The organism is Clostridium tanneri (assembly GCF_033659955.1).
Classification (GTDB): Bacteria; Bacillota; Clostridia; order Clostridiales; family Clostridiaceae; genus Clostridium_AM; species Clostridium_AM tanneri.
In genome coordinates this window covers 1-23,998 of record NZ_JARUJP010000014.1, presented here as the reverse complement: position 1 = coordinate 23,998, position 23,998 = coordinate 1, and the positions used below count along the sequence as shown (strand labels likewise).

Here is a 23,998-nt window from a genome sequence, read left to right as displayed (position 1 = left end):
GATGCAGCTATAAGTGTCAATGAGCAAGAAGATTCAAAAGAAAAGGAAATAGCACTAGATAAATTAGAAGATTCCCAATCGATATCTTTAGACCAAGTAAAAAAAGATAGCTTAATAAATAAAGAAAAACTAATGTCTTTAGATACTAATTTTGAAGAAAAGAAAAAAGCAGCAGATACAAATTTATCGTTACAGATGGATTTTGGCGATATTGAAAAGGAAAACCTTATAAAGGAAATTACAAACATTGATATATTAAACATGACTCCTATGGATGGATTCAATAAACTTTATGAATTAATAAAAAGAGCAAAAACACTTTAAGAGTTATTGATTAATAGTTAAAGATTAGGAACAAATTTACGTTTCTAATCTTCGCTATTAACTTGTTTAGGAGGTGATACTTTGAAAAAGAGAATAAATGTACTGGGTATTGAAACTTCAAATAAAATAGCAGCTGGTGAAGTTGTTGAACGTCCTTACTCTGTAGTAAAAGAACTAGTAGAAAATAGTATAGATTCTCATGCTAAAAATATTACTGTAGAGATTATAGAAGGAGGTCAAAAAAGCATAAAGATTATTGACGACGGAGAAGGAATTCATCCTGATGACGTTGAAAAGGCCTTTATGCCCCACGCCACCAGTAAGATAAGCAATATAGATGACGTCTATAACATAAACACTATGGGATTCCGTGGAGAGGCCTTAGCAAGTATTGCAGCGGTATCTAATACAGTGTTAAAAAGTAGAATTGAAGAATTTGACTATGGTAAGGAAATATCTATAAGTGGCGGAAAAACAGATTACATTAGGGAGGCTGGCTCTAATGTAGGGACTACTATAGAAGTAAGGGATTTATTTTATAATGTTCCTGCAAGGCTAAAATTTTTGAAATCCTCCAGCAGAGAAGCTGCTTATATATCAGATATTTTGAACAGACTTGCTCTAGCTAATCCGGAAGTGTCTTTTAAGCTTTTAAATAATAACAAGAAGACTCTTAATACCTATGGCACAGGTAAATTATTAGATGTTATAAGAAGCGTATATGGTAAGACAATAGCAGAAAATATAATAGCCTTTGAAGGTCACAGTGATATTGCTTCCGTTCATGGATACATCGGAAACTCTGAAATAAGCAGAGGAAGCAGAAATAATCAAAGTATATTTGTAAATAAAAGATATATAAAAAATAAACTTATTACTGCTGCAGTAGAAAATGCATTTAAATCTTTTTTAACTGTTAATAAGTTTCCTTTCTTTATAGTTTTTTTGGACATTTTTCCAGAGTATACAGATATAAATGTTCATCCAACTAAATCTGAAGTTAAATTTAGAGATGACAGAGAGATTTTTAAACTTACTTTTAATGCCATTCATGAAGCTTTACGTAATTACTTAAAGGATTCCTTCAGCATACCTGTAGAAGAAGAAAGTATTGCTTTAAAAAAGGAAGAAGATAAGACTGAAATGCAAAGAATTCAACTTCCCATTGACTTAAATTCTTTCAGTGAAAGTGATTATAAAAGTGTAGAATATGGCAATACTAAAAGTTGTGAGATTACTAATGTTCCCTATAATACTGCGGAAGATATACATACTAATGAAAATTTAGTTCAAAAGGACTATTTTAACAAACATATACTTAAAGAATCGGCAGATTGCCCTAATGAAGAATACAAAACTGTGCCGGAAGATACAAAGGAAATAGAGTCAGCAGGAAAACACATAATACCTAGTGAGGATAAAACAGCTAAATTTCCGTCGCTAAAAGTTATAGGACAGTTTCATAGTACTTATATCTTGGCAGAATTTATGGATAACTTATATCTTATAGATCAGCACGCAGCACATGAAAAAATTTTATTTGAAAAATATAAAAAAAGCATTAAAGAAAATAATGTTATCTCTCAGGTTCTAATGACCCCAATGGTTATGGAACTCTCACCAGAAGACTTTGATATATTTAAAGAAAACAATGAAACTTTTACAAAAGTTGGATTTGATATTAATGTTTTTGGCGATAATACAATTAGCATAAGGGAAGTACCTCTTATACTAGGAAAGCCAGATGTAAAGAATTTATTTACAAATTTATTGGAAAATCTAAAAAATCTAGGATCTGGAGAAACTTGGGAGGTAAAATATAATACTATAGCTAAACGTGCCTGTAAGTCTGCAGTAAAGGCAAATGATAACCTTTCAATAATTGAAATGAAGTCATTGATTGAAGACTTAAGATATATTGATGATCCTTTTACCTGTCCTCATGGAAGACCGACTATAATTAAATTTACTTTAAATGAACTAGAAAAAAAATTCAAGAGAATACAGTAGTAAAAGGGGGATATTATGATAGACTTATTTATACTTGCAGGGCCTACCGCTGTGGGAAAAACTGATATATCTATTAAATTAGCTGAAAAATTAAAAGGCGAAATAATATCAGCAGATTCCATGCAAATATATAAATATATGGATATAGGTTCTGCTAAAATAACTAACGCTGAAATGAAAGGGATACCCCATCATTTGATTGATATAGTGGAGCCTCATGAGACCTTTAATGTATCTGAGTACAAAAAAATGGCTAGAGAAATTATTGAAGATATTAATAATAGAGAAAGACTTCCTATGCTAGTAGGAGGTACAGGGCTATATATTAATTCACTTATATATAATTATGACTTTACCGAAGCAGAGAATGATGAAGAATATAGATCTTATCTTCAAGATATAGCTAAAAGTAAGGGAAAAGAATACGTTCATAACTTATTAAAAGACATAGACCCTGAATCTTTTGAAAGGTTGTATCCAAATGATTTAAAGAGAGTTATTAGAGCTTTGGAGGTTTTTAAACTTACAGGGAAAACTATTTCTCATTATAATGCCAATAATGATATTTTTAATATACCTTATAGAGTTCATTACTTTGTCCTAACAATGGATAGAGAGAAGTTATATGAAAGAATAAATAAAAGAGTGGACATAATGATGGATAGAGGACTTATAGATGAAGTTGTAAAACTAAAATCTATGGGATATACTGCTGATATGCAATCTATGAAGGGAATAGGTTATAAGGAAATATTATATTACTTAGATGGCCAAATATCCTTAGATGAAGCTATTTATCTAATTAAAAAAGGAAGCAGAAATTATGCTAAAAGACAACTAACTTGGTTTAGAAAGGATGATAGAGTTACTTGGGTTGATAAGGATAAGTTTAATAGTGATGATGATATTGTAGACAGCATAATAAGTAAATTTAACCTTATTAAAGAAAAAAGTTATTAATTTTTATAATCCAATAGATTTATAGCTTTTCTATAGGGGTTTATGGACGAATTTTAATTGGATTTATAAAACAGATAAATTTTTTATAAAAATTAAAAGGAATTTTATAATATTTATAGAATACTATAAAATAAAAACTGCGGAGGGTGAGGTATATGAGCAAAACAGCCAACAATTTACAGGATATATTTCTAAATGGGGCGAGAAAAGGCAAAACGCCAGTTACTATACACTTAACTAATGGCTTCCAAATTAAAGGTAATGTTAAAGGCTTTGATAGCTTTACAGTAGTTCTTGATTGTGATGGAAAACAGATGATGATATATAAACATGCAATCTCCACTATAACACCTTTAAAACCAGTATTATTCAATAATGCTCCTGAGGGAGAAGTATAAGAATAGGCGAATAATTGCCTATTCTTTTTTTATGTGTTATTATAATCAATGGCATAAAGTTTAAAGCAAATCTGGATTATATTTATATATTAATCCAATTCCTATAAAATAAATACTTGGTTGACTGGAGGTCTATAAAATGATTAATTTAACAAAAGAATATCTGGAAAAAGCTTATGGAATAAATGAAAAGGTAATCAATCTTTATGAACAAGCTTTAGAAGATGTGAAGGGTGAATTTGCAGCGTATGATGAAATAAGAGAATATAACCAACTAAAGGTTTTAAACGCTTTTCAAGAAGAAAGAATAAGTGATTCTCATTTTACCAATTCTTCTGGTTACGGATATGGGGATATAGGAAGAGATGCCTTAGATAAGGTATATGCAAGAATATTTAATTGTGAAAGCGCTCTTGTAAGACCTCATTTTGTAAATGGTACTCATGCCTTAGGAACAGCCTTATTTGGTAACCTGAGACCAGGGGATACTATGATATCTGTTTGCGGAACACCCTATGATACTTTACATAATGTAATAGGAATAAGCGATAAGAAAAATATAGGTTCTTTAAAGGAATATGGAGTAAACTATAAGCAGGTAGACCTAACCCCTGAAGGCAATATAAACTTCGACAAAATAAAAGGAGAACTAGAAAAAGATGCTAGCATAAAGTTAGTGCATATTCAAAGATCTACTGGATACGGCTGGAGAAAGTCTTTACTAATATCTGAAATTAAAGAAATAATAGACTTTGTAAAAAATATTAAGTCGGAAATAATTTGCTTTGTTGATAACTGTTATGGTGAATTCATAGATACAATGGAGCCTACAGATGTTGGAGCAGATCTAGTAGCCGGTTCCTTGATTAAAAATATTGGTGGAGGAATAGCACCAACAGGGGGATATATAGCAGGTAAAGAAGAGTATGTTACTCAAGCTTCTTACAGGCTAACTGTACCGGGAATAGGGGGAGAATGCGGCTCTACCTTTGGAGTTATGCGACTCTTGTATCAAGGTTTATTTTTTGCTCCTCATGTAGCTATTGAAGCAGTAAAAGGGGCATTATTCTGTGCTAGAATAATGGAACTTGCAGGTTTTGAAGTACTTCCATCATATACGGATAAAAGAAGTGATATAATTCAAGCTATTAAGTTCAATGATAAAGAGAAACTAATTAACTTTTGTAAGGGAATACAGCTAGGTTCCCCAATTGATTCCTTTGTTCAGTGTGAACCTTGGGATATGCCTGGTTATACAGATCAGGTAATAATGGCTGCAGGAGCCTTCGTTCAAGGCGCTTCAATAGAGTTATCTGCAGATGCGCCTATAAGAGAACCTTATATTGCATATCTACAAGGAGGACTTACCTTTGACCATGCAAAAATAGGAATCTTAATAGCATTATCGAAAACTATACAATAGTGAGTTTGATGGATATAATTTAAGTAATAAATAATGAAGAGATAAATAAATTTTTATTTCTAAAGGGGCTACATTAGTAAATACTTGTCTAAAAGAGGTGAAGACATAGATAGTTTTAATTCTTTTCTATATCTTCACCTCTTTTAGTTTTTTAGTAATTAAATTAATACTGTCTATATACTCCTACTAGCTTTCCTACTATTTCGCAATTATCTACTATAATAGGAGACATAGTTTTGTTTTCTGCTTGAAGTCTTATATAATTTTCTTCTTTAAAAAATCTTTTAAGGGTAGCCTCATTCTCTATTAAAGCCACAACTATATCTCCGTTATCAGCAGAGTTTACTTTCTCAATTATAGAAAAATCCCCGTCTAGAATACCAGCATCAATCATACTTTCTCCGCTTACCTTTAGTATAAAAAGATCTTTATTACTTCTTATATAATCTACTGCTAAAGGAAAAGTACCTTCGATATTCTCTACTGCCAAAATAGGAAGTCCTGCTGTAATTGTACCGATTATGGGAACATTTATCATTTCCTTTTTATTTAATGAGTTTTCAATTACTTCTATAGTTCTTGGTTTGGTAGGGTCCTTCCTTATCAGACCTTTTTTTTCTAATCTTTCTAGATGTCCATGGACTGTAGAAGTAGACTTTAAGCCTACAGCTGCGCATATTTCTCTAACTGAAGGAGGGTAACCCTTGTCTCTAATTTGATTTTTTATGAACTCATAAATTTCCATTTGTTTAGTATTTTTGTGTTCAGCCATATAAAACACCTCTCTATGTTAATTATTAAAATTATACCATATAAAAGAACAAATATCAAACTTATGTTCTATTATAACTTACATCTTGAAAATGCAACTTTAATTGTAGAAAAAAATTAACAAAACCCTTGGGAATTATAAATTTATTATGTATAATAGTATTTAGACTTTTAATTTTTTCTTATTAGGACTAAATTTAAGTAATTCTAGTAAAAGAAAAAAGATAATATGTTAAGAGTTATTAAGCTAGAAAGGGAGCAGCTATGAATAGAGATTATTGTATTTTTAAAGCAAGTAAGAAATGTGATAACTGTGGTGAATGCGAAATTTGTGATCTAAATAGGAGTAAGAAGTGTAATAACTGTGGCAAGTGCATGCAGCTAGAAGGTTATGATATAAAATCTATTAAGATCGATGAAATTATAGAAGATGAAGAAGAAGTTAAAGAATACGAAAAAGAAATAACTAATGATAGTAATTCAAAAATTACAAGTGAAAATCATTATCAATTTTCTGAAGGGGACTCTGAAAGTGGTAGGGGAGAGGTTTCTGATGATGCAGAGGAAACTGCCTACATAGATGATGATTATGTTAACAGTGATTATGATGAGTATACCTATGACGATACAGATGATATTGATGAAAATTTAGTTTTCATTGATGACGTTGAAGGCTTAAGCGAAATTCTAGAAGATGACGGAAGATTAAGCGAGTTAACTTACGAGGAGTTTCCTGGAGTGCTTAGATTTAAAACAGAAAAAGATTTTAGAAAGTAACTTTGATAAAGCTTCAACTATAGGTAACATCTATAGTTGAAGCTTTATTTTTAATCTGTATTTTCATCACTTAAAGGGTTAGAATTTACAGCTTGTCTCAACTTTTCGTCATCAACATGGGTATAAATTTGTGTTGTAGATACATTCTCATGACCCAGTATTTGTTGGAGGCTTCTTATATCTACATTTCCATACTTATACATAAGTGTAGCAGCAGTGTGTCGAAGCTTATGAGGAGTATACTTATCTGTATCTAATCCAGCAGCACTAAGATATTTTTTCAGCATGACTTCTACTGATCTTTTACTGATTCTTGTGTTATTTTTGCTAATAAAAAGTGCGTCTTTATCTATTATCTTATCTATGTTTTTATGACGAACTATAAGGTAGTTATCTATAGCTTTTATACAGGCATTATTTAAATAAACCGTTCGTTCCTTATTTCCTTTTCCTACAACTGTCAAAATGTCCTTTTTAATATTAGAAATATTAATTCCACATAACTCAGACAGTCTAAGGCCGCAGTTTAGAAATAGAGTTATCATACAGTAGTCTCTTTCTTTATTTTTGCCCTCAATAGCCTTTAAGAGAGATTTACTTTCATCTAAAGTTAGATATGTAGGATTTCTCTTGCTTATCTTAGGAGACTCTAAATCTATAGCAGGGTTTTCATCTATAATCTTAGCCTTGCCGCTTAAAAATTTAAAGAAAGACTTTAAAGTAGCTACCTTTCTAGCTCTGGCGTAGGCACTATTAGATCTGTATTTCTCTGTAAAGGATAAAAAAGCATATAAATCCGATAGTTTTAATTTTCTTATAACATATTCGTCTATATCATATATAGGTATCTCCTCAAAATCTAGATTATCATCATAGGGTATTCCTTTATACATTTTTATAAATCTAAAAAACATAGTCAAATCAACCTTGTAGGCCTTTAATGTATTTTCAGATTTACCTTTTATTGTTTCTAAATAATTTAAAAAGTTTGTTACCTGTTCCGGTAAGTCATTATTTCTTATTCCTTTAATATCATATTTCATATTATTATATTCCTTCCAATTCCCTAGTTATTTCATTAAATAAATTCATCAATTCATGATTTATCTCTTTTTCATCATTAAGATTTTGGTGCTTTACTAACAACAATTTATAACCCATCTTTTCTGCTGTAACTCTTTTGGTTTTGTCTAGTTCCTCCTCATTACCTTCAAGTTCTACAAAGTCAATTAAAAATTTCTTAAACACAGTATTTTTAGCTACTATTATAGGAATAGCTTTTTCAGAGTTTATAACTCCTAAGGCGTCTATTCCGACTATTACTTCATAATTGTTAAATCTCTCCACTAGCAATCTATTTAACTCTACCGTGATATAATTCCTCACCTTATCCTTTACCTCTATTTTGGATGTTGCAGTTCCTTTAGAAGGGGATTTGACAGTTTTATAATCTCTTTTTGTTACTGCAATTTGTTGAGCTTCCTTTAACGTTCTATTTAATCCTAATTCTTTTAACCATATCTGAACAGTACGAATTCCAACATCATAAATTTTAGCTATATCTGTGGTGCTAACGGAGTATTTTTCTAACAAAATATATAAATCTTTTATTATATACTCGTAACCACGACGAACACCTAAGGATTCGTAATTATTATATATTTTAATTAATCTTTCTTCATCTTTAGGGGTTAGGCTAATAGATAACATCTTGTTAATGTTATCATCGTACTTAAAATGTTTATACCTAAATGTTATGGTTCTACCTCTAGTCATAAAAAACCTCCTTAATATGCCTCAAGCCTTGATTTCATTATACTATATTCGTTCGTGAATTACAATACGCGAAGTTTAAGAAATGTGTATTTAGCGAATATAAATTTATATATGATTTATTTAGATTAATAAGATTTAGTTATATGTATATTATTAGTACTTATAAGTTATTTATATATAAACAAATAGGATTGTATTTGAATTCCTATTAAAATAGTCCTTAAGGTAATATGTGTCCTGTAAGTATAATTATATTATATATTTATAATAGTCATCTACTACTATCTTTGTATAAAGTTTCAATTGAGAATATTATCAATTACATGAATAAAATTTAAAACAATAAGTTAACTTGCTGCTATATAACAATACGGTATAAATTCTCTTTTAAATTACACATAAATCTGTAACTGCTCTGTAATCATCCCCTCTTATCCCCTAAACAGAAGGGGTTTGTAGATATTTAGTAGCAAAAATTACTTTTATTAACATTTTCAAATTCTGTTTTATTTATAAATTTTATCAATAAAAAAAGCTCAATCGCATTTCTCTATGTTATAAAGTTTTTGCAGCGTAATTTTTCAACAAAATCCACATGGTTAATAAATACAATATAGTTATAATATTACTAACTGCTATTTTGAATAATTTTTTGATAACAAGGTAAAATATACTAATGTGGTTATAAATTATTTTACATTAGCTAAAGGAGATTTTTTAATGAAAGTCGGAATACCTAAAGGATTACTATATTACAAATACTATCCCTTCTTTGAAACCTTTTTCACCGAATTAGGTGCAGAGATAATTGCATCTCCAGATACCAATAAAGAAATATTAGATATAGGTGTTAAGCATTCCGTAGATGAAGCTTGCCTTCCTGTTAAGGTTTTTCACGGACATGTTGCTTCAATTAAGGATAAATGTGATATTATATTTATTCCCAGGATAATGCAATTAGACACAAGAGAATTTATATGTCCTAAGTTTTGTGGTTTACCTGAAATGGTACTAAATAGCATATCGGATATGCCTAAAGCAATTATCTATCCCATATACGCTTCCACAGAAAAAGAATTAAAAAAATGGGTTAAAACTACAGGAAAATTATTTACAAAAAATCTTACAACTATTGAAAAGGCCTATAGATCTGCAATTGACGCACAAAAAAATTACAAATGTGGTATAAGGGATAATGGATACAACTTAAATGTAGCCTTAGTTGGTCATCCCTATAATATCTATGATAATTTTACAAATATGAATGTAGTTAAAAAGTTAAACAAATTAGGTATAGGAGTAATAACAGAAGAGAATATCGACAGTTGTATTATAAAAAATCAAGTTAAAGATTTATTTAAGAGACCCTTTTGGACTTTTGCTAAAAACTCTTATGGTTTCTCTACCTACCTTGCAGAAAATAGGAAAATCGACGGATTGGTGTATATGTCTTCCTTTTCCTGTGGCATAGATTCTGTTGTAATTGAATTAATCAAAGACAGATTGGGAAGTTTTCCGGTCTTAATTTTAAAAATAGATGAACATACCGGAGAAGCTGGCTTTGATACAAGACTAGAGGCCTTTGCAGATATGTTAGAAAGGAGATGTGGATAAGATGAAAATAACCTTTCCTCACCTTGGAAATACCTGTTTTGCTGCAAAAGCCATATTCGATGGTCTTGGTGTAGACTATATAATACCTCCTGCAAGTAATAGAGAGGCTTTAGAAACCGGTTCCCTTTATTCGCCAGAAGAAATGTGTCTTCCCTTCAAAATAATGATAGGTAACTATGTAAAAAGTATAGAACAAGGTGCAGATACTATTTTAATTGTTGGCAGTTGTGGCCCTTGTAGATTTGGCGAATACTGCGAACTACAGATGAATATATTGAAAAGGTTAGGTCATAATTTAGACTTTATAGTTTTAGATCAACCAAAGGATATTGGAATCAAGGAGTTATTTAACAGAATAGAAAAAATTACTTCTAGAAGCCAAAAGTCTTCTGTAGAAAAATTTCAAGTACTACATAACGCAATTAAGGTCATTAATTTAATAGATAAAATAGAAGAAAAGGCAAGATTTCTTGCTGGATATGAGGTAAATAAGGGAGATTGCAAAAGATTATTAAATAGATGTAAAAGCGAAGCCTTTAGTTATAGTAATCCAGCTGCTATGATAAATCATTTTAAAAACTACGAAAAGCTTCTTAATGATATAGAAATAGATAAGAAGAAGGACCCGATTAAAATAGCTATTATAGGCGAAATATATACTATAATCGAACCCTTCTCTAACCTATATATAGAAGATAAGCTTATGGATTACGGTGTTTCATCTAAAAGGCATCTTTCCCCTAGTTGGTGGTTTAAGAATACAACCTTATCCACCATTAAAATGCAGTCTTTAGATATTAGAAGAGCATCTAAGGATTATCTACCGCTTTATATTGGAGGTCATGCTAGAGAGTGTATAGGAGAAGCAGTTTTAGCTCAAGAAAAAGGCTTTGATGGAGCAATTCAAATATTCCCTATGGGCTGTATGCCTGAAATTGTATGCAAGTCTATATTGCCATCAATATCAAGAGACAAAGACTTTCCCATACTAACTTTAGTTGTAGATGAAATGACCGGGGAAGCTGGATACATAACCAGAATAGAAGCTTTTTTAGACTTACTTGAAAGGAGAAAAGACAATGTACTATATGGGAGTTGATGTTGGTTCTGTCAGTACTGATATTGTGTTATTAGATAAGGATATGAAGGTAGTGGAGTCCTTATATTTAAGAACAAAAGGCAGACCAATAAATGCAATTCAAGAAGGTTTTAAAATATTAAAAGATAAATATAAAAATGATGAAATTATAGCAGTGGGAACTACCGGAAGCGGCCGTCAAATATGCTCTACCATAATTGGCGCTGATGTAGTAAAAAATGAAATTACTGCTCACGCTGTTGCAGCTCTAAATACACAAAATACAGTAAGAACTATTATAGAAATTGGAGGTCAAGACTCCAAGATTATCTTATTAGAAGAAGGAATAGTTACAGATTTTGCTATGAATACCGTATGTGCTGCCGGTACAGGATCATTTTTAGATAGGCAGGCAGAAAGACTTGAAATACCTATAGAAGACTTTGGCGACTACGCATTAAAATCTACAAATCCAGTGAGAATCGCTGGCAGATGCGCCGTTTTTGCTGAATCAGATATGATACATAAGCAACAATTAGGATATAGTGATAAAGATATAATTCGAGGTCTCTGTGAAGCTTTAGTAAGAAATTATCTTAATAATGTAGCAAAGGGAAAAGAAATTAAATCGGAGATATTTTTTCAAGGAGGTGTAGCCGCTAACATAGGTATGAAGGTAGCCTTTGAAAACGCACTAGGATGCGAAGTTACAATTCCTCCAAACTATAAAGTTATGGGGGCAATAGGCTCCGCTATTTTAGCAAAAGAAAAATTAGAAAAAACAGGCAAATTAACTAATTTCAAAGGGTTTGACTTAGCAGATACAAACTTTAACTCTAAGAGCTTTGAATGCGAAGGATGCCCTAATAGATGTGAGGTAGTAAAAATACTCGGCAGCAATACTACTATAGGCTTTTTTGGCGATAAATGTGGTAAATGGAGTGGCAATGTGGCTGTATAACAGCTCTTTAAAAATGTAGCTTAAAAAACTATTTTTGAAGTATATATATCTATGCTTCTAGCTAAATATTTGTATAGTGAAGACTAAGAAATCTCCTTACCTGCTCTATAACACTAAAGAATTTAGCAGAAATGGTACAGATATATATACTTCTAAACACATATTCCTAAAACGCTTGTCTATCACTAGACATTGTAGATAACATCCTATAAACACTTAGTAGGATTGGTAAAAGAACAGGAAACTCCTACCATGCATTTCCCGCATACATCCGCCGGACCTAATCTATTATAAAGCTTATCGTTATATAAACACATTTCAAAGCATTTATGCCTATCAAAGCTATCTAGCTTTAATGCCTCATTTACACATCTTTTAACACAGCCACCGCAGCTGCCGTTATATTTATATAAACAAGACTCCTTTTCTTTCCGTTCTGTCTTTTCAACTTCTAGACTAGTTATTATAGTTCCAAATCTACCACAGCATCCTTTATTAGTAATAAGCATATTATTTACTCCAAAAGTTCCCAATCCAGAAATATAGGCAGCATGCCTATGAGACCAATCATTAATTAATTTATCATAATCGAAATTTATGGATAAAGGTACGCCAATAGTATCATACCCTTTTCCTTCTAGCTCTTCCTTAATGTATTCATTTAGACTCAAAATTAACTTGTTCGTTTCAACATATGCCTTAGCCCAAAATTCTGAACTTTCTCTCCCCTTTATATTACTAAGGACAATGTCTTTATTAAAAGGAATGAAATAAGTGATAACGGTTTTTCCATTCTGCAGGAAATCCTCTGGCAGTTTGTGATTCTCCCCTATAACTTTTTTTAATTCAAAGAACATGCTATCTTTTGCATCTGCAAAGCTAACTAAAGGTTCCTCCCATTGTATCTCTAACCTATTGTCCAAAGAGTAACTTCTTACATAATTTTTAATAAGATTTTCAACTAAGTTCTTCATTTTTATCCCCCTCATAAAATAAAACATATAATAAAAGATAACCTTTTACTTAGTTATAACATAATATCCAATTAATTTCTATAGCACTGTTATTACAGAGAATATGATAAAAAATCATATATATGAGCAAAATAGTATTAGAAAGGAGGCGATTTCCTGATTTAGTTGTTCTATAAACCAAAGGATAACAAATATAAAATTTATATAGTACAACGAACCAGGTTTCTTATATGCCACAGGGACGAAAAACTTCAAAAGACGATATGATTTTATCTTCTCCATCAATTACAGAGTCTTTAGGCAATACTACTTCCGCTGGATTAACTGATGGGCTAACTGGTGATAAACCTTTACTACCAAACTATATTAACTCTGAAGATTCATCTAATCCTAATAGGGAGACTAAAATAAAAACTAAAACTAAGAAACTGTAATCTTTTATCAGGCACGTAGTATAACTATGTGCCTTTTAGTATGTTGTAAAATCTTACAATAAATTTATAAATATTATACACTTTCTTTACATTTCCAACATAGAATATGATAGTAAATAATTTTACGGAGAGAATTATGTATATATTTAGGCAAAGTAATTATTCTAGAACGGCTGCCGTTAACTATGCTGTCACCTATGCCCTTAAGCCTAATCCAGCATATAGATACTTTCCTTTAATAAATGACACAAGCGGTGACTGTGCTAACTTTGTATCACAATGTCTTAGAGCTGGAGGGGCTCCTATGAATTTTACTTCCAGGAGTCCATGGTGGTATAGAGCAAATAGTAATAATAACGTAAAAGACGATACCTGGTCCATCTCCTGGGCAGTAGCACATTCTCTATACTGGACTTTAAAGATTAATGAACAGTCAAGATTGCAAGGTCCTAAAGGAAGAGAAGTGTCTAGTATCGGAGAATTAGAATTAGGTGATTTAATGTTTTTTGAGGACAACAACGGCAAGATATTTCACTCTGCTATAGTTACAGGATTTTCAAATAAGGTACCTTTAATATCCCATCACTCCTTTGAAGCTTTAAACATACCTTATACTAGAACCTGGGGTGCAAAAAAAATACACTTTTTAAAAATAACTATTTAAAGGTGACTTATATACTTATTAAAATGCCCTAGATTTAAGAGTTCCTTTAGACTTCATTAAATCTAGGGCAGTGTTTTTTATTTCATAGAGGTTATTTATTAAGCCACAGCATTTGTTACAGGCTACCTTTGGGGTCTATACCTATAATAGTAATTACTTACTATGGGAGTTGATATGTAAAAATCCTCTCCTTCTAAATCAACGGCAGCTCTTTCGTCGGTTTTGTTATCCTCTCCATTTACCAATTTACTATTATCATTATACTTTTTTTCTCTTTCCATAATATACTCCTTCCTCTTTCTTAGAATCCTTATGTAGGCAATTAATCTATTCATATATATTATTTACATAAAGAATATTATATATGAATAGATCTGGTTATATATGAAAAAAGATGGCCAGAAAGCCATCTTATTATAATCAAATTATTTAGAATAAAATTCTAGTATCTTAGAAAACTTAACTTCTACAGGAATTTCATCCTTTTGAGGCATTCTAACAAGTTTTCCAGAAAAACTGTTTTTATCCTTTTCCAAATATCCTAAAACATTTTCTATGATAGTAAAATTATCTGTAAACAATTGATTTTTTCTTGATTTTTCTCTTAAACTTATAGTGCTCCCTATACTTACTCTAAAGGAAGGTATGTTTACTTTTTCACCATCTACTAAAACATGATTATGAACTACCATTTGTCTTGCTTGTCTTAAAGTAGAAGCAAAACCTAGTCTATATACAAGATTATCTAATCTTCTTTCTAAGCTTTGAATTAAAACCTCATCTGAACTTTTCTTGGATTTTAAAGCTTCATATATATATCTTTTGAATTGTTTCTCCAGGACTCCATAATAAGCCTTCAATTTTTGCTTTTCTAATAGTTGTTCCCCATACTCAGAAAGCTTTTTGTGAGGTTTAACTCCCCTTTTCAAAGCTTTTGGATGATTAAATACATTTACACCTAGATGTCTTGCTACTTTAAATCTAGGTCCCATTGGTCTCGCCATTTTATTCCTCCTAAAATATTATACTGCGATAATATTTAGCGCCAGACAGCCTATAATTATAGTAGCATAAAACTATAACTTTGTAAATGATAATATATATCAAATGAGGTTTGTTATCACAATTTGCAGCTAATCATTATTATAAAGTGTTCTTTAACAATTTCTTTATTACTACTATTCTTAACAATAAAAAATATATCAATTACTACACCTAGCAATATCCATAAAATTGACATACTAAATACACTAGTGATGAAAGTTAATATATGTCTTATTGTTTCTAATTTAATATGAATAAAATATAAAGAGCTCAGCACTCCAACAGGCAGCCATAAATCTAAAATTCCAATCATTATTTTAAAATAATTTAGCAGTACTCTTTTCGCTTTAATAGTTCTTTCATACAAACACTTCATAAACTTCCACTTATAAATTTGCGATACTACTTGAGTACATGTGAAAATTGCAAATAAAAATATAAAATGAAAAATAAGTTCTCTAGTCTTACATAGATTTTTTTTAGCTATAAACTCAACCATTATAAATATTGTAATAATTACTGAAGATAACATAATGTGCTTAGAGTCTAGTAGGTATTTTAGCATTCCCTTTTTTCTTGCTTCACACCATTCATTATAATCATAATTCATATATACCTCCTCCACCCATTTCAGAGTTTAATAATATTACTACTACCTATGTTTGAGTAAACTCCATCCCCTTTAAAAGATGCTGTTTCTTTACTTATATGAGCATTTGTCCATATATAATACAGATTTTAACTAGTTCATTATAAAAACTTTAACAGGTGCTATAGATAATATTATTATGCTTTTCGAATAAAGTATTACACCCTTTTGGCATAGAAACAAAAAAAATACAAAGACTAGTAATTAGAAAACATATAGAAAGGAAGTTGTAAATTGAATTCATCCAAATCCTTGTCATGTCCTAACTGCAATGGGAATTACTTTAAAATGAAACGACAGGCTACTTATGTTTATACTTATAATATAAATACAGAGCTTACTGAACAATGGAGTGAAGAAGGTGAGGCTCTTCCATTCCTATTCGATAATAGAGAACAAACTGATTCAAAGGAATTTTTAGAGTGTGCACAGTGTGGAGAGACCTTCCCTTGTCAATTACTTACAGACAAAGAGAAAATCAGTGTAACGATTTTGCAAAAGGCAATTAGATCTGATTTTAAAGAGGAGCCTGAGTTTTTCGGATAGTTTTTCTTTCTAGTAAGTCTATTTTGTTATAGCTTCATTAACAGAATAGACTTACCATGTTACTATTAATGGCATAACCTAAAATAAATTGTTATGACTGTTTTCCATAAACCATTTCCACGTGGGGAATATTGTCCTCCAAATAGATCTGTGATACTTTTACAAACCCTAAATCCTCGTAAAACTTCATAATATATTCTTGAGCTGAAATTCTAATTTCTGATTCTTTAAGTTCTTTCTTAATAAATTTAATTGCTTCACTTAACAAATATTTTGCTAAGCCTTTGTTACGGTGCCCTTTAGACACTAATACTCTACCTATAGAAACTTCGTTATAGGAAACTCCTTTAGGTATTATTCTTAAATATGCCACTATAGTATCCTTTTCTTCTAAAAATAAGTGAAAGGATTTTAAGTCTTTCTTATCACATTCTTCATAAGGACAATTTTGCTCAACAACAAAGACATTTATCCTTTCTCTAATTATTTCATATAATTCCTTTGTATTTAAATCATCGAACTTTTTTATAACTAAATTCATATTAAACCTACACTTTCCTTCCTATTATCCCTGGATGCCTTAACAATTGAAGCATATCTAGGCAATTACTTTAGTATTTTTAGAGATTATTTATTTCTCAATATCAAATAATTCTGCTCTTACAGATGAGCCATCTATATAAATTGCAGCAGCACTAATTGGTAAATTGAATCTTCTAGGACCTGCACTTCCTGGATTTAAATATAAGATATCATTAAGAAAATAATTTTCAGGTTTATGTGAGTGTCCGCTAATAACTATGTGAAAACCTGAAGTTTTAACATCTAAATCTAACTCCCTTGCATTATGTAGTACATATATTAATTTACCTCCTAGTTCAACAACCTCAGTTTTATGATATTTATTTAAGCTAGAGTCTTTATCGCAGTTTCCTTTTACAGCAACTACTGGTGCTATTTTCTCCAGGGAGTTTATAATATCAATAGAGCCTATATCTCCAGCATGAATAATTAGATTTGAATTTTGAAAAAGCTCTAATACTTTAGTCCTTAACAATCCATGAGTATCTGATATGACCCCTATCTTAAATTCATTCATTTCTTAACTCCTCTACTTATCATATTTATTAGCTAAACTATGTAGTTCATCATCACATACTCTATAAACAGTCCATTCGTCCATAGGTACAGCACCCATTTCTTTATAAAATTCTATTGATGATATATTCCAGTCAAGACACCACCACTCTAATCTTCCGCAGTTTCTTTCCAGTGCTAACTTAGCTAAAAATGAAAGCATTATCTTACCAAAGCCTTTGCCACGAAACTCAGGTTTAACATATAAATCCTCAAGATATATTCCAGGGCGTCCTAAAAAAGTGGAGAAGTTATGAAAGAATAATGCAAAGCTTACTGGTTTTCCCCTATATTCTCCTATAATAACTTCTGCTGCTCTTTGCTGAAATAGAGACTCTTTTAATATGTCCTCCGTTGCAACAACTTCATGTAATAGGTTTTCGTAGTTAGCTAGTTCTTTTATAAATTCTAGAATTAAAGGAACGTCCTTTTCTTCTGCAGTCCTCAAATTGAATTCTTTTAAATTAGTTTTTATTAAATCATTCATCTTCTATCCCCCGATAATTCTTGTATTTATTCTAAAAAAACTGATTAGTCTTTTCATTATATTTGTACCCAATGAGTTTAAGCATATTAAGTATCTCCTCTTCAATTAATTGATAGTCTTCACACAGGGTAGAAAAACTATCAAATTCATCTCTTAGTTTCATATTTATCCAACTTAGAAGAATATACGGATCTGAAGTTGGAACCTTTTTATTTTCCATCTTTACACCACCATTTTAACAGGAATTATAAATAATTAATTAAAAACAAAACTCATATATAGCTGCTTTAACTAGGTATGAGTTTTGCCTTTTTATTCTAGAACAATTTTATCATCTTCTAGTTTAACTTTTATATAAGAACCTTCTTTAAATTTCTTCTGTAAATATTGTTCCGCAATTTCATCTTCTATATTCTTTTGAATAGCTCTTCTCAAAGGTCTTGCTCCATATTTATCGTTATATCCAACCTTTAATATATAATCTTTCACATTCTCAGATATATCTAAGGTTATATTTTTTTCTTTTACTTCACTTGCTACCTCTTTTAACATTAAGTCAATGATCTTGTGAAGCTCTTCCTTTGAAAGTTCTGTAAATATAATAATGTCATCTACTCTATTTAAAAACTCCGGTCTAAAGGTCTCCTTTAATGCTTCTTTTACACGATTTTCTAAAGCATTATAATCACTATGAGTAAACCCAATTCCATTAGATTTAAAGTTAGTTCCAGCATTGGAGGTCATAATTATTACTGAATTATCAAAATGAACAGTTCTTCCCTGACTATCTGTTAGCCTTCCGTCTTCAAGGATTTGAAGAAGCATATTAAATACATCAGGATGGGCTTTCTCAATTTCATCTAATAAGATTACAGAGTAAGGTTTTCTTCTTATTTTTTCAGTCAGCTGACCTCCCTGGTCATATCCAACATATCCTGGAGGAGCCCCTATCAATTTAGATACTGTATGCTTTTCCATATACTCAGACATATCTAGCCTAATCAGTGCTTCTTCACTGCCGAAAAGCTCAGTGGCTAGAGCCTTAGCAAGTTCGGTTTTTCCTACACCAGTAGGACCAACAAAGATGAAGGATGAAGGTTTTTTGTTTTTTCTAAATCCTAATCTATTACGTCTAATTGCCCTAGATATGCTTACAACAGCTTCATGTTGACCTATAACTCTTTGATGAAGACTTTCCTCTAAATTCAATAATTTTTCAGCTTCTTCTTCTGTGATTTTTTGAACTGGAATTTTAGTCCAAGATTCAATAACAAAGGCAATATCTTCAATACTTAACCGAATATTTGAACAGTTCTCCTTAATTTCTTTGATTTTGCTCTCAAGTCTGCATTCATTCACCTTGTACTCAGCAGCTTTTTCATAGTCATTATCACTTGCAGCATCTATAATTTTATCTTGAACTTCTTTTAATTCTTCTTCTAATGCTCGTAACTCTACTAATCCTTGGTTTTTTAAATTTGCCCTTGAACTAGCTTCGTCAATGACATCTATTGCTTTATCTGGTAGAAATCTATCCGTTATATATCTTGCTGATAATTTCACAGCTGTTTCTATAACCTCATCAGATATTTTAACTTGATGATATTCTTCGTAGTAATTTTTAATACCTTTTAAAATTTCTATAGACTCATCTATAGTTGGCTCTTCAACAATAACTGGCTGGAATCTTCTTTCAAGGGCGGAGTCTTTTTCTATATGCTTTCTATACTCCTCTAAGGTAGTTGCACCAATTACCTGTATTTCTCCTCTTGCAAGAGCAGGCTTTAGTATATTAGCAGCGTTCATAGCACCACCTTGAGCTTCTCCTGCTCCAATTATATTATGAACCTCATCAATTACTAAAATAATATTTCCATTATCTTTAGCTTCTTCTATAATAGCTTTCATACGGCCTTCGAACTGGCCTCTAAATTGAGTGCCAGCTACAATAGCGGTTAGATCTAAAAGATAAACTTCTGCATCAAATAATTTAGCTGGAACTTCTTTATCAGCAATTCTTACAGCTAAACCTTCTGCAATTGCAGTCTTTCCAACACCTGGCTCTCCAATTAAGATAGGATTATTCTTAGTTCTTCTATTTAAAATTTGAATTACTCTATCAATTTCTCTATGTCTTCCAACAACTTTATCCACTTTATTTGATTTTGCCTTTTCCGTTAAGTTTATTCCATATAAATCTAGATTTTTTCTCTTTTTCTTAAAAAAGCCCCCTTTTGTTTTTACACCGGGATCTTTTTCATCCTTTGAGGAGGCTTCTCTATTGTAAGCTTTAGGATCTTTATTATTCATGTCTTTAGATGGTGGGAATATACCATTAAAGAAGTTAGCAAAGGGCTTATTATCTGTGTCGTTTAAATCTATATCTTGAAGCATACTATTCATTTGTTCAGATAAATTTTCAATATCTTCTGGAGTCATTCCTGCTTGTTTCATCAACTGATCTACTATGGGAATTCCCATTTTTTTTGCGCAGTCCATACATACAGGTATCATCTCAGTTTTTCCATTTTCCATTTTTGCTGTATATATAGTTGCAATATTTTTATTACAAATAGAACACATCTGCATATAAATCATCTCCATTTTCTCTCAAAGTCAAGGATATTACTGCAATTACAGTATAACATATTTTTGTGTATATTATTATTAATATTTTTTTAATAGAAATATTCTAAGAAAAGATCGTCAATTATGCATTATTATTTAGTTAAGGCAAAATATTTATTATATTCAGATTTTATTACATCAATATTATTAAGAAACACATTAATTATATATGGATCAAAATGCTTTCCAGAACCTTCGTAAATAATTTTAGTAGACTCTTCAAAAGTGAAGGCTTTCTTATAAGGCCTATTACTGGTCAATGCATCAAAAACATCTGCAATTGCTACAATTCTAGCGCTGAGAGGTATATCTTCTCCTCTTCTACCATAGGGATATCCTGATCCATCCCATTTTTCATGGTGTCCTTCTGCAATTTCAATACCTATTTTAAAAATGTTTCTTCCACTCTTTTTTAGGTTTTCCTCTGCCCTCCTTAAAACTTTTCCGCCATATATGGTATGAGTTTTCATTGTTTCAAATTCATCCTCAGTAAGTTTTGATGGTTTTAGAAGAATATCATCTTTAATTGCTACCTTTCCAATATCATGAAGAGGACTAAATCTTTCTATATTGTCTATATACTGCATATCTATAATTTCTGCATATTTTTTGTCTTTAGATAGTAGTTGAGCAATTATACGAGAATAACTTTTCATTCTATTTAAATGATCTCCGGTATCCGAATCTCTTTCTTCCGTCAATGTTGCAAGAGCCAATGTTGAACTAATAATCATATCGTCAATAATTATATCCTCTTCTAAACTAAGCATTATGCTATTAGCTAATGTCTTTAAAAATTTCACATGTTCTTTTTTATAAACATTTTTTATATTGCTGGAAAAAAATATTATCCCTACTACCTCTTTATCATTTTTTAATGGTAGTGTTATAGATGACCTTATTCCCTCTTCTAATAGAATACGATTATACTCTGTAACCTCACTATTACTTACATACATCTCTAGATCATTTATAATTCTTTCTTTACCGTATTCTATAATTTTTCCTAGACTTGTTCTTTCAATGCTTGTCTTAAAGCCAAGTAATCTCTTAGGCAAATTTTCATGGTTCTTGCCAGATACACCGTAGGATGCTTGTATGGACTTTCCATCATCTTTTATAAGTGCTATTCCTATATATGTATAGGGTATATATTCAATGAAAGAGTCAAAAATATAATTTAAAATATCTTTGAAAGGAATATTTCTACCTAGGTTTTCTATCAGTAAAATAATGCTGTTAAACTTGTTAAATACTCTTTTTACCTCAGAGAAAACAGGGGCAAATTCCGCATTGTTCATTTTTACAGCAGAGATGTCTAAATCTGTTATTCCTACCTCTTCCATACCTTTATACAGCTGAGTTATAGGTATAAATAAATTTTTATATGCATTATTAAAAAATATACTTAAGAAAACAAGTGTAATAATGCATAGTAAAATTGTTAAGTAAAGTCTAACTAAATTTCTGTGATGGGTATATTTAGAAACTATATTAGTTATATCATTACTGTATTTTAAAAGAGTTTCATTATTCTCATTTATATATTTTACTCCTTCATATAGTAAATTGGTATTACCTTTCTCTTTTAAAACGATATTAACTGCATTATCAAACTGAGGCCACACTTTTTCATGTTCTGATAGAATAGGCTGAAGATCCTGAAGCACATTTTCAAAGCGTATCCTTTTGTCATTGAAAGTGACGTATCCATGGCCTATTGTTTCGTACCTCTCTCTATATTCATTCCTATACTTTTCCAAATTATTAAGAGTTTTTTCTAGTTTAATTTCTATAGATGATATTTCTTTTTCGTTATCCCTATATTTTTCTGCTGCTGAGTTTAATTCATATACTCGATTTACCTCCTTTACAATAATTTGTGTTAGCATTCTCTGTTTACCTAGTATGTTAATTAGGTTAATATTCTCATAATTACTATGTAGGTTTATGAATAGAAGCGTAAAAATTGATATAATTACAGTAATAATTAGAGTTATAATTATAGATATGTGCTTCTTATAAATACTAACAATAGATTTGCTATTTTTCATTAGTTATTTCCTCCAACTTATATACTTCTGGGAAAAGTGTTCCATTATATGCATGGAATATATCTTCTTCCATTTATATTATACTTTGTAATGGGAGTATATCAATATATTAACTGCTTTAAGTTAATCTTTATGCTAAATTTTCTTGTAGTATTCCTTAATTTTTAAAAGTTTTACAATAAAATACACTTTAACTCAGTATGTTTTATAAATATTTAACCCAGTATAATATGAATACTGGGTTAAATATTTATAAAAATCTATAGTTCTATAGTAGTTTCATCAATCCAATTCCAGCCACTTCTTAATTCCTTTATATCATCAACTAGTTTATATAGGGCTATATCTTTCTTTTTACATTCTAGCATTACGTCAAAATCAATTTTTAAAGGCCTACAGCTTTCTATAAATTCTACAAAATCCTGTGGGTTTATGAAATCAGAATGTTTCCTGTCAGTTTTTCCTTCCCTTGGACTGGAAAAGTGAATTTTGGGAGGCAATTCTTGATCTATCCAAGTATGGAAGATATCCTTAAGCATTGGTTCTAATTCCTCGCCATTATTATTGCAGATATGATGGTGAACATCTAAAACCATAGGGGTTTTTACCTCCTTACATATCTGTAAAACTTCTTTGGTGGTAAAGGTCTTATCATCATTTTCTAATATCAATTTACTGGTTATTTCCTTAGGAAACTGAGAAAAGTTATTAATAAATCTATTTATGGCCTTTTCCTTTCCACCTTGGCTACTACCTATGTGTAGCACCATTTTTCCCTTTGGATAACCTATGTCCTCAAATAGATTTGCGTGAAACCATAAATTTCGTCTTGTACTTTCTACTACTTCTTCCCTTATACTATTTATAACATTAAATTCATCTGGGTGAGTATCTACCCTCATTTTCTCTTCTTTTATTAACTGACCTATTCTTTTAAAGTCTACATTAAAAATCTTTCTATAATCCCAGTTATCAACTTCAGGATGGGTAGCTAAGGGTACTAGTGCAGAAGTTATTCTATAGAAGTGAATATTATTCTCTACATTATATTTAAGAATTTTATACAAATCATCTAAATTAGATAACGTTACTTGCTTAAGTTTATTTAACCTTTTTTCATCAGAACCTAATTTATTATAATTGGTATAGGTCACTGAGCTGGATGAAGTGACCTTTGGAAGATTTAAAGCGATTGCTACGTAACCTAATCTGATCCTCATAATCTCACCTTCCCTTATTTAAATTATCCTTAGTTTATGTATAGTTAAGGTATTAATACAAAAGAAAAT

General features: G+C 30.6%; 25 protein-coding genes. 11 read left to right on the top strand and 14 right to left on the bottom strand.

What is annotated here, in order from left to right; translation table 11 throughout:
• Window positions 1-405 precede the first annotated feature (405 nt).
• The 4 genes from mutL to P8V03_RS12315 all read left to right on the top strand — a co-directional run bounded on the left by mutL (window position 406) and on the right by P8V03_RS12315 (window position 5,115).
• Window positions 406-2,334: a DNA mismatch repair endonuclease MutL gene (mutL, locus tag P8V03_RS12330; RefSeq protein ID WP_318798331.1), complete on the top strand. Its 1,929-nt coding sequence runs from the start codon at window positions 406-408 to the stop codon at window positions 2,332-2,334.
• Window positions 2,335-2,349: 15 nt separating this feature from the next.
• Entirely contained in the window at window positions 2,350-3,294 is a 945-nt protein-coding gene (gene miaA / locus P8V03_RS12325) for a tRNA (adenosine(37)-N6)-dimethylallyltransferase MiaA (RefSeq protein WP_261670163.1), read from the top strand.
• Between the two features lie 155 nt (window positions 3,295-3,449).
• Window positions 3,450-3,692 carry an RNA chaperone Hfq gene (gene hfq, locus P8V03_RS12320; RefSeq protein ID WP_261670162.1) on the top strand — a complete coding sequence of 81 codons (243 nt, stop codon included), beginning with the start codon at window positions 3,450-3,452 and terminating at the stop codon, window positions 3,690-3,692.
• A 139-nt stretch (window positions 3,693-3,831) separates the two neighbouring features.
• On the top strand, window positions 3,832-5,115 hold the full coding sequence (locus tag P8V03_RS12315; protein WP_261670161.1) for a methionine gamma-lyase family protein: 1,284 nt from the start codon (window positions 3,832-3,834) through the stop codon (window positions 5,113-5,115).
• 163 nt (window positions 5,116-5,278) lie between these two features.
• Here P8V03_RS12315 and lexA read toward each other — a convergent pair whose 3' ends face one another.
• Window positions 5,279-5,887, bottom strand: a complete 609-nt coding sequence (gene lexA, locus P8V03_RS12310; protein ID WP_318798330.1) for a transcriptional repressor LexA — start codon at window positions 5,885-5,887, stop codon at window positions 5,279-5,281.
• A gap of 263 nt (window positions 5,888-6,150) precedes the next feature.
• Between lexA and P8V03_RS12305 the strand changes: the two genes are divergently transcribed.
• Window positions 6,151-6,663: a hypothetical protein gene (locus P8V03_RS12305; RefSeq protein ID WP_261670159.1), complete on the top strand. Its 513-nt coding sequence runs from the start codon at window positions 6,151-6,153 to the stop codon at window positions 6,661-6,663.
• Between the two features lie 50 nt (window positions 6,664-6,713).
• Here P8V03_RS12305 and P8V03_RS12300 read toward each other — a convergent pair whose 3' ends face one another.
• Together P8V03_RS12300 and P8V03_RS12295 are read right to left on the bottom strand one after the other, a co-directional pair.
• Window positions 6,714-7,706, bottom strand: coding sequence for a tyrosine recombinase XerC (locus tag P8V03_RS12300; protein ID WP_261670158.1), 993 nt, complete (start codon window positions 7,704-7,706; stop codon window positions 6,714-6,716).
• A gap of 4 nt (window positions 7,707-7,710) precedes the next feature.
• The gene (locus P8V03_RS12295) at window positions 7,711-8,439 is read right to left on the bottom strand and encodes a hypothetical protein (RefSeq protein WP_318798329.1); all 729 of its coding nucleotides are present in this window, start codon (window positions 8,437-8,439) and stop codon (window positions 7,711-7,713) included.
• 720 nt (window positions 8,440-9,159) lie between these two features.
• Here P8V03_RS12295 and P8V03_RS12290 point away from each other — a divergent pair.
• The 3 genes from P8V03_RS12290 to P8V03_RS12280 are packed head-to-tail and all read left to right on the top strand — an operon-like array spanning window position 9,160 to window position 12,092.
• Entirely contained in the window at window positions 9,160-10,053 is an 894-nt protein-coding gene (locus P8V03_RS12290; protein WP_318798328.1) for an acyl-CoA dehydratase activase-related protein, read from the top strand.
• 1 nt (window position 10,054) lies between these two features.
• Window positions 10,055-11,152 (top strand): 2-hydroxyglutaryl-CoA dehydratase, encoded by a 1,098-nt coding sequence (locus P8V03_RS12285; RefSeq protein ID WP_318798327.1) that lies wholly within the window; start codon window positions 10,055-10,057, stop codon window positions 11,150-11,152.
• Window positions 11,133-12,092: an acyl-CoA dehydratase activase gene (locus tag P8V03_RS12280; RefSeq protein ID WP_318798326.1), complete on the top strand. Its 960-nt coding sequence runs from the start codon at window positions 11,133-11,135 to the stop codon at window positions 12,090-12,092. The genes P8V03_RS12285 and P8V03_RS12280 overlap by 20 nt, the downstream gene beginning before the upstream one ends.
• Before the next feature lie 206 nt (window positions 12,093-12,298).
• On the opposite strand, the gene P8V03_RS12275 is transcribed toward P8V03_RS12280, so the two are convergent.
• Window positions 12,299-13,066, bottom strand: coding sequence for an epoxyqueuosine reductase (locus P8V03_RS12275; protein ID WP_318798325.1), 768 nt, complete (start codon window positions 13,064-13,066; stop codon window positions 12,299-12,301).
• Window positions 13,067-13,296: 230 nt separating this feature from the next.
• On the opposite strand from P8V03_RS12275, the gene P8V03_RS12270 reads away from it, so the two are divergent.
• Together P8V03_RS12270 and P8V03_RS12265 are read left to right on the top strand one after the other, a co-directional pair.
• Window positions 13,297-13,500: a hypothetical protein gene (locus tag P8V03_RS12270; RefSeq protein ID WP_261670152.1), complete on the top strand. Its 204-nt coding sequence runs from the start codon at window positions 13,297-13,299 to the stop codon at window positions 13,498-13,500.
• A gap of 136 nt (window positions 13,501-13,636) precedes the next feature.
• Window positions 13,637-14,164 (top strand): amidase domain-containing protein, encoded by a 528-nt coding sequence (locus tag P8V03_RS12265; protein ID WP_318798324.1) that lies wholly within the window; start codon window positions 13,637-13,639, stop codon window positions 14,162-14,164.
• 122 nt (window positions 14,165-14,286) lie between these two features.
• Here P8V03_RS12265 and P8V03_RS12260 read toward each other — a convergent pair whose 3' ends face one another.
• From P8V03_RS12260 to P8V03_RS12250, 3 genes are all read right to left on the bottom strand, one after another.
• On the bottom strand, window positions 14,287-14,445 hold the full coding sequence (locus P8V03_RS12260; protein WP_261670150.1) for a hypothetical protein: 159 nt from the start codon (window positions 14,443-14,445) through the stop codon (window positions 14,287-14,289).
• 144 nt (window positions 14,446-14,589) lie between these two features.
• A complete protein-coding gene (gene rpsD, locus P8V03_RS12255; protein WP_261670149.1) occupies window positions 14,590-15,168 on the bottom strand; it encodes a 30S ribosomal protein S4 in 579 nt (192 codons plus the stop codon).
• Window positions 15,169-15,284: 116 nt separating this feature from the next.
• Window positions 15,285-15,818 carry a hypothetical protein gene (locus P8V03_RS12250; RefSeq protein ID WP_318798323.1) on the bottom strand — a complete coding sequence of 178 codons (534 nt, stop codon included), beginning with the start codon at window positions 15,816-15,818 and terminating at the stop codon, window positions 15,285-15,287.
• Window positions 15,819-16,091: 273 nt separating this feature from the next.
• Between P8V03_RS12250 and P8V03_RS12245 the strand changes: the two genes are divergently transcribed.
• On the top strand, window positions 16,092-16,403 hold the full coding sequence (locus P8V03_RS12245; protein ID WP_261670147.1) for a hypothetical protein: 312 nt from the start codon (window positions 16,092-16,094) through the stop codon (window positions 16,401-16,403).
• Between the two features lie 91 nt (window positions 16,404-16,494).
• Here P8V03_RS12245 and P8V03_RS12240 read toward each other — a convergent pair whose 3' ends face one another.
• From P8V03_RS12240 to uvsE, 7 genes are all read right to left on the bottom strand, one after another.
• Window positions 16,495-16,944, bottom strand: coding sequence for a GNAT family N-acetyltransferase (locus tag P8V03_RS12240; protein WP_318798322.1), 450 nt, complete (start codon window positions 16,942-16,944; stop codon window positions 16,495-16,497).
• Window positions 16,945-17,034: 90 nt separating this feature from the next.
• A complete protein-coding gene (locus P8V03_RS12235) occupies window positions 17,035-17,502 on the bottom strand; it encodes a metallophosphoesterase family protein (RefSeq protein ID WP_318798321.1) in 468 nt (155 codons plus the stop codon).
• 12 nt (window positions 17,503-17,514) lie between these two features.
• Window positions 17,515-18,027: a GNAT family N-acetyltransferase gene (locus P8V03_RS12230; RefSeq protein ID WP_318798320.1), complete on the bottom strand. Its 513-nt coding sequence runs from the start codon at window positions 18,025-18,027 to the stop codon at window positions 17,515-17,517.
• A 31-nt stretch (window positions 18,028-18,058) separates the two neighbouring features.
• A complete protein-coding gene (locus tag P8V03_RS12225; RefSeq protein WP_318798319.1) occupies window positions 18,059-18,247 on the bottom strand; it encodes a DUF4250 domain-containing protein in 189 nt (62 codons plus the stop codon).
• A 92-nt stretch (window positions 18,248-18,339) separates the two neighbouring features.
• A complete protein-coding gene (locus P8V03_RS12220) occupies window positions 18,340-20,616 on the bottom strand; it encodes an ATP-dependent Clp protease ATP-binding subunit (RefSeq protein ID WP_261670141.1) in 2,277 nt (758 codons plus the stop codon).
• A gap of 131 nt (window positions 20,617-20,747) precedes the next feature.
• A complete protein-coding gene (locus P8V03_RS12215; protein WP_318798318.1) occupies window positions 20,748-22,709 on the bottom strand; it encodes an HD-GYP domain-containing protein in 1,962 nt (653 codons plus the stop codon).
• Between the two features lie 260 nt (window positions 22,710-22,969).
• Window positions 22,970-23,929, bottom strand: coding sequence for a UV DNA damage repair endonuclease UvsE (gene uvsE, locus P8V03_RS12210; protein ID WP_318798317.1), 960 nt, complete (start codon window positions 23,927-23,929; stop codon window positions 22,970-22,972).
• Window positions 23,930-23,998: the final 69 nt, after the last annotated feature.

Excerpts from the sequence above, each read along its gene's own strand:
- miaA (WP_261670163.1), top strand. The coding sequence starts at position 2,350 with ATGATAGACTTATTTATACTTGCAGGGCCTACCGCTGTGGGAAAAACT.
- hfq (WP_261670162.1), top strand. The coding sequence starts at position 3,450 with ATGAGCAAAACAGCCAACAATTTACAGGATATATTTCTAAATGGGGCG.
- P8V03_RS12315 (WP_261670161.1), top strand. The coding sequence starts at position 3,832 with ATGATTAATTTAACAAAAGAATATCTGGAAAAAGCTTATGGAATAAAT.
- lexA (WP_318798330.1), bottom strand. The coding sequence starts at position 5,887 with ATGGCTGAACACAAAAATACTAAACAAATGGAAATTTATGAGTTCATA.
- P8V03_RS12305 (WP_261670159.1), top strand. The coding sequence starts at position 6,151 with ATGAATAGAGATTATTGTATTTTTAAAGCAAGTAAGAAATGTGATAAC.
- P8V03_RS12300 (WP_261670158.1), bottom strand. The coding sequence starts at position 7,706 with ATGAAATATGATATTAAAGGAATAAGAAATAATGACTTACCGGAACAG.
- P8V03_RS12295 (WP_318798329.1), bottom strand. The coding sequence starts at position 8,439 with ATGACTAGAGGTAGAACCATAACATTTAGGTATAAACATTTTAAGTAC.
- P8V03_RS12290 (WP_318798328.1), top strand. The coding sequence starts at position 9,160 with ATGAAAGTCGGAATACCTAAAGGATTACTATATTACAAATACTATCCC.
- P8V03_RS12285 (WP_318798327.1), top strand. The coding sequence starts at position 10,055 with ATGAAAATAACCTTTCCTCACCTTGGAAATACCTGTTTTGCTGCAAAA.
- P8V03_RS12280 (WP_318798326.1), top strand. The coding sequence starts at position 11,133 with ATGTACTATATGGGAGTTGATGTTGGTTCTGTCAGTACTGATATTGTG.
- P8V03_RS12275 (WP_318798325.1), bottom strand. The coding sequence starts at position 13,066 with ATGAAGAACTTAGTTGAAAATCTTATTAAAAATTATGTAAGAAGTTAC.
- P8V03_RS12270 (WP_261670152.1), top strand. The coding sequence starts at position 13,297 with ATGCCACAGGGACGAAAAACTTCAAAAGACGATATGATTTTATCTTCT.
- P8V03_RS12265 (WP_318798324.1), top strand. The coding sequence starts at position 13,637 with ATGTATATATTTAGGCAAAGTAATTATTCTAGAACGGCTGCCGTTAAC.
- P8V03_RS12260 (WP_261670150.1), bottom strand. The coding sequence starts at position 14,445 with ATGGAAAGAGAAAAAAAGTATAATGATAATAGTAAATTGGTAAATGGA.
- rpsD (WP_261670149.1), bottom strand. The coding sequence starts at position 15,168 with ATGGCGAGACCAATGGGACCTAGATTTAAAGTAGCAAGACATCTAGGT.
- P8V03_RS12250 (WP_318798323.1), bottom strand. The coding sequence starts at position 15,818 with ATGAATTATGATTATAATGAATGGTGTGAAGCAAGAAAAAAGGGAATG.
- P8V03_RS12240 (WP_318798322.1), bottom strand. The coding sequence starts at position 16,944 with ATGAATTTAGTTATAAAAAAGTTCGATGATTTAAATACAAAGGAATTA.
- P8V03_RS12235 (WP_318798321.1), bottom strand. The coding sequence starts at position 17,502 with ATGAATGAATTTAAGATAGGGGTCATATCAGATACTCATGGATTGTTA.
- P8V03_RS12230 (WP_318798320.1), bottom strand. The coding sequence starts at position 18,027 with ATGAATGATTTAATAAAAACTAATTTAAAAGAATTCAATTTGAGGACT.
- P8V03_RS12225 (WP_318798319.1), bottom strand. The coding sequence starts at position 18,247 with ATGGAAAATAAAAAGGTTCCAACTTCAGATCCGTATATTCTTCTAAGT.
- P8V03_RS12220 (WP_261670141.1), bottom strand. The coding sequence starts at position 20,616 with ATGCAGATGTGTTCTATTTGTAATAAAAATATTGCAACTATATATACA.
- P8V03_RS12215 (WP_318798318.1), bottom strand. The coding sequence starts at position 22,709 with ATGAAAAATAGCAAATCTATTGTTAGTATTTATAAGAAGCACATATCT.
- uvsE (WP_318798317.1), bottom strand. The coding sequence starts at position 23,929 with ATGAGGATCAGATTAGGTTACGTAGCAATCGCTTTAAATCTTCCAAAG.